Source organism: Candidatus Aquicultor secundus (genome assembly GCF_002791875.1).
In the GTDB taxonomy this organism is placed as follows: Bacteria; Actinomycetota; Aquicultoria; order Aquicultorales; family Aquicultoraceae; genus Aquicultor_A; species Aquicultor_A secundus.
The window spans coordinates 1-1,501 of the sequence record NZ_PFNG01000075.1 but is presented as its reverse complement, the minus strand read 5'-3'; the positions used below and the strand labels follow the sequence as shown (position 1 = coordinate 1,501).

The following is a 1,501-nucleotide window of genomic DNA, read 5'->3' as shown; positions in this document are numbered from 1 at the left end:
TTGTTAGAGAGACCTGGGCGAAAGGCGGGGTATATGCGGTTTTACCGCTCGCTACCGTTTTCGTTTTCTCGTTTGTGCACGGGTCGTTTGCAAACCACTTAATGACATCACTAGGTCTAGTGGCCAAAAAGCACTAAGATTGCGATCTTTAACAATTGCATATAGTGCGGGGCTTTGGATGGATTACGGTTAGGTTGCATCCTTGGTCTAGCAGAAATTCAAAAGAAGGAAGGGTGGTAAATGGCTAGAAGAAAAGTTATCATCCCGGCGCTTTTAGCGGCTTTTGTCCTGCTGCTGGTCACAGCGGGCCCAGCGTTCGCGACTGGTGAAGCGGTTAAGGCGTTCGAGGGAAATAAGTTTATTGAACTTACTATTTTTAATGCGGTGTTCTTGTTTATTGTTGGTTTTATAGGTGGATTGGTTAGCGGATTTATAGGATCGGGCGGCGCTTTCGTATTGACGCCCGCAATGATGAGTCTTGGCGTGCCCGGGCTGGTTGCGGTGGCAAGCAATATGTGCCATAAATTCCCAAAGGCACTTGTCGGAGCGATCAAGCGCCATAAGTACGGCCAGGTTGACATCAAGCTAGGGTTAACATTAGGTATATCTGCGTCGGTTGGCGTAAAGATCGGTATTAATTTTCAAAAATATATCCAGTCTATGTGGGGAGAAGCCGGCTCGAATCTTTATATCAGCTTTGCATTCCTCGTTATTCTAATAACGGCAGGGGGCTATGTCTTCTACGATGCATGGAAAACCATGAAAAACCCCGGAACTCAAGGGACTCCTCGTTTAGCGCAACTCGTGCAGAAAATTAATATCCCGCCGATGATGAACTTCAAAACCGCAGGCATAAGGGTATCCATGTGGGTTACTATCCCTGTTGGTCTTGCAACCGGTCTTCTTGCGGCGACAATCGCCGTGGGCGGTTTCATCGGTGTTCCCGGAATGATTTACGTACTTGGCGCAACAAGTCTGATATCGTCGGCATCCGAACTTGTTATCGCGTTCGTTATGGGGTTCGTTGGCTCGACCGAGTGGGCGCTGGTCGGTAACATCGACATTAGGCTGGTACTGTTGATCCTTGCCGGATCGCTTATAGGCGTTCAACTAGGTGCATTAGGGACAACTTACGTAAAAGAGCATATGATCAAGGTTGTCATGGGGTCTATTATGATCATAGTTGCCTTCAGCAGGGGCTTTGCAATTCCTAAATATACGAACGAGCTTGGATTAACACATATAGCCGCAGGTCTTGTATCTATGCTGAGCACTGTAAGCTTCTACATTATGGTCGTTGCTCTATTGCTTGGAGCAGGTATAATCCTGGGTAGTATGATAAAAGGGATGCGACAGCAAAAGGCTACTCCAGCGTATGAGGAAGTTAAGGGTATTAAGAAAGCCGTTAATTAGTTCCCCCTGAAAAATACCTTTACAAGGGAACCATACCCTATGTCGCTTGGCGTCAATTTTTACTCAAGCGACACAATTTCTACCTTGT

At 46.7% G+C, this 1,501-nt stretch carries 1 protein-coding gene; it reads left to right on the top strand.

The annotated features are described in order from the left end of the window. Window positions 1–240: 240 nt before the first annotated feature. Window positions 241–1,413 carry a sulfite exporter TauE/SafE family protein gene (locus tag COY37_RS03100; RefSeq protein WP_286976030.1) on the top strand — a complete coding sequence of 391 codons (1,173 nt, stop codon included), beginning with the start codon at window positions 241–243 and terminating at the stop codon, window positions 1,411–1,413. Window positions 1,414–1,501 lie beyond the last annotated feature (88 nt).

Excerpts from the sequence above, each read along its gene's own strand:
- COY37_RS03100 (WP_286976030.1), top strand. The coding sequence starts at position 241 with ATGGCTAGAAGAAAAGTTATCATCCCGGCGCTTTTAGCGGCTTTTGTC.